General features: G+C 38.8%; 3 protein-coding genes. All 3 read right to left on the bottom strand.

Annotation, left to right across the window (positions count from 1 at the left end):
- Positions 1-224: 224 nt before the first annotated feature.
- The 3 genes from ABFQ95_08025 to ABFQ95_08015 are packed head-to-tail and all read right to left on the bottom strand — an operon-like array spanning position 225 to position 3,443.
- Entirely contained in the window at positions 225-1,235 is a 1,011-nt protein-coding gene (locus ABFQ95_08025; protein ID MEN8237466.1) for a site-specific integrase, read from the bottom strand.
- On the bottom strand, positions 1,222-2,208 hold the full coding sequence (locus ABFQ95_08020) for a tyrosine-type recombinase/integrase (GenBank protein ID MEN8237465.1): 987 nt from the start codon (positions 2,206-2,208) through the stop codon (positions 1,222-1,224). Before ABFQ95_08020 ends, ABFQ95_08025 begins: the two co-directional genes overlap by 14 nt.
- Positions 2,205-3,443, bottom strand: a complete 1,239-nt coding sequence (locus tag ABFQ95_08015) for a site-specific integrase (GenBank protein MEN8237464.1) — start codon at positions 3,441-3,443, stop codon at positions 2,205-2,207. Before ABFQ95_08015 ends, ABFQ95_08020 begins: the two co-directional genes overlap by 4 nt.
- Positions 3,444-3,679 lie beyond the last annotated feature (236 nt).

The following is a 3,679-nucleotide window of genomic DNA, read 5'->3' as shown; positions in this document are numbered from 1 at the left end:
AAACCGTTCCTGAATCTTATTCGTAAATGGCTAAAAGCCGGGATATTGGAAACAGATGGACAAGTCATTCACCCGATCACAGGAACACCCCAGGGTGGGTTATGTAAAGCTTTACATAAGCCACCTTATGCATAGTAAGTCGTTATGTAAAGTAATTGGTTATAACCCTTATTAATACTGAGAAAAACCTAAAATTACTTTACATAACATTTCAAGTTTAGGGACTATAAGCTCTCTAACCAAGTGAGTAAAGCTTCATCTTTTTGCCAGTTAGGCTGATTATTTCCAACTATATCTGGATACGCATTTTCAAGTGCCTTTCGCTTCATTTCAGTATCTGCACGCGCATAAATTTCTGTCGTTTCAATATCAACATGTCCCAGAAGATCACGAATATAAATCAAGTTTACTCCAGCTTGAAGTAACAACATCGCCTTTGTATGCCTAATGACATGCGGGCTTACTTTACGTGGAATTATCGAAGATTTAGCTCTGGCTTGAGACACATATTTATCCAAGATGTACGAAATGCCAGCACGTGTCATTTTTCTACGTTGACGATTAAAAAATAACGGATGATCTTGCTGTTCATTTTGAGCTGAAAAAGTCTCATCCATATATTGTTTAAGCAGAACCTCAGTATTCGACATAATTGGAACCTGCCTCGTTTTTCGACCCTTGCCAGTCAGCGTTAAAACAGGTGGATAATTTAATCGAATATCCTTAAGTTTTAGATCCACCAACTCCTGAACGCGAGCCCCAGAATCGTACAATACGCTCAGCAAAGTTAGGTCACGACGACCTCTGGTTTTTGAAAGATCTGGCTGATCAAGGATTAGCTTCAATGCATCGGGTGTTAGATGATTTATCGTTTGAGTTTGAGTTTTCTTTATAGGAATTGATAAGATTTGCTGGTACAGCAACAATCCAACAGGTTCTTCAAGTTGCACAAACTGATAAAAACCATGGATGCAGGCTAATCGTTGATTTCTTGTTGAAACACTATTGTTTCTCACTTTTTCAAGCCAGTTTAGAAAACCAATGATTAATGTCTTATCAAGCTGCTTTAAACAAAGCTGTTGAATGGGTAAATTACAGTTCTGTTTGCAGTACAGCAAAAGTAACTTAAATGTATCACGATATGATTTGATTGTGTTTGGGCTAGCATTACACTGTCCCGGTAGATAAATGGCAAGATAGTTAGATAATACTTTGGCAAAATCAGTCGGCTTCATGAGCATCATCTCCTATGACAGGAATAATATAGCCAAAAGCTTGTTCCACTTTTGCTGTTATATCTGGATACACTTCGGCGGTAAGTCTTAGATAATATGATGTATCGCGGAATGAATCATGACCCAGGTATGTTTTTAAAATCGGCAGGTAGGCTGCTAAATCCTTGCCCTGAATGACCCACTGTCTAAGACAATGGACTGCAAATGTGTGTCGAATATCATGCAACCGTGGACCTTTTCCCCATCCACCATGTGATATTCGAGCTTGCCAAAGAAACCGCCTGAAATTCTTATAGGCATTGCCATGAGTAATCATCTGCCCGTTAGGTGAAGGAAATAGATACGCACTTTTATCAGAGAATAAATGAACGGTTTTTATGTATTCACAACAACGACGGCTATTTTCCTCACCCAGTGGCACTAACCGGTCTTTGTTGAATTTCCCATCAATGACGGTCAGCACACCGTCGTGTAAATCAATATCTTCAACCCTCAAGTTGAGTGCTTCTGAGATTCGCAATCCACTGCCATATAAAAGACGAAACAACAAGGGCATGATGTGATGTCTTAAGGGGACTTCACTACAATAACGGCAAGCATCGGTTTGAGCTAAAAGTGCGGCCATCTCATGGTTACTAAAAATATAAGGTGTATATTTAGGTACTTTTGGAAGACTGTTTTTAGGCAAAACATAGGCTTGAATGCCGAGTCGAGTCATGTACAGTGCCAGTTGTCTAATCACACATGCTCTGTTTTTTACGGTTGCTACTGATTCATTTGGTGTCTTCTGAATCCAAGCATGAACCAACTCTTTAGTTATTACAGCATCAATACAGCCATATTTAATGCAAAACTGATCAAATTTGTAAAGTGTTCGGGGACTGCTGTCGTATTTATAACCCAGTGACTGTTTTTCACGTATCATGTCCTCAATGAATGTCTGTAATGGGCTGTTATAGATAAAATTGCTCATGACTTAAACACTCCTTCAGGATTCAAAGCACACTCACGCAATTTATTGATATCCACTTTGAGATACACGGCGGTGGAATTTGTACTGATATGACCCAGTATGTCCGAAATTATGGGTAGCGGCGTGTGTTCGGCAAGTAATCTACTGGCTAAGGTATGCCGCAGTGAATGCATCCCTTTCTTCTTATGAGGCGATATTGGAATTTTAGCTAGCCTCATGTATTTGGTGATAATTTGATGTAGCCTGTCTTCATCCGAAAAAGGTTCCAATGGCGCAAGATGCCGCAAAAACACATACGGAGACTCAACTTTTGGTCGTCCATTTTCCAAGTAATCGATAATAGCCCAACCAACATCTGGCAATAGGGGAAGCTTGAGAGCGGTAGCCGTTTTCGACTGGATTAATTCAATACAGTTTTCCTGCCATTTAAGGTTATTTAACTTCAGATGTTTGACATCTATTGTGCGAAGACCTAATCGTGTAACCAACAAGATGATGGCATAATCTCTTTTACCAGCGGGATTTCCTCTGTCGATAGCTTCAAGAAGTTTAGTAATGTTTTCCTGTGTCCAAACTGAAGGGATTCGGTTTTGTTTTCTGGCCTTAATCACCGGTATTGCTTTGACTAGCTGTTCTGTATGTAAATTATTTTCATACAAATAGCGTAAAAAAGACCGTAATCCACAAAGCTCCAATTCCACCGTTTTATAGCTGTATCCTAGCAATGTGCTGATGTAATCGGATATATGTTTAGCGGTAATATCTGTGGATTGCCTGATATCTTGAGATTCTATAAAACTCAAAAACTTCTCAGTAATTTTTCTATAGTGATTCTGGGTTGCTTTAGCGTATTCTTTTTGTAGGCAATAGTTTTGATAATTTTGTAATAAGTCTACAAACTTATTGGTTTGCAGCAATTTTTTTTGTTTATAATATCTCCGCAATATGCTGCCATGCTGTTGAAAATCACCCAGCATTCTAATTATTCGAAAAACATTAATGAGTGATTGCGTTAGTTCCCCCGCCCTTTCTATTTCAAAAAAGTTGAATTGTTCATCAAGGAAACGTAATCCTGCCTCTTCCGTATAGTCATTGATATCTTCCTGCTCGAAAAATGTAGCTATACGCTTCCACATTCTGCGGTATTGTTTTATTGATGCATCCGTATAATGCAATCGGTTTAATTCTTGTTCAAGTTGTTCGGTTAGCTCATGTAAGGACTGCGTTGTCATCATATATTCCTCTGAATTTTAGTGAGAGAAAGTCAATTCTCACTAAAATTTCAGAGTATTATGTAAAGTTGACAGACTTGATGGCTACTAACCATGCGCCTTTTCAGGGGTTACTTTGCATAACGACTTACTATGCATAAGGTGGGGTAGTTTCAGCGATTTTGGCTAATATCTATCTCCATCATGTTGTTGATATATGGTTTGAAGAAACGGTTCGGAAACATTGTTCAGGACAGGTA

Source organism: Pseudomonadota bacterium (assembly GCA_039714795.1).
GTDB lineage: Bacteria > Pseudomonadota > Alphaproteobacteria > JAGOMX01 > JAGOMX01 > JBDLIP01.
This window is presented reverse-complemented; position numbering and strand designations above follow the sequence as displayed.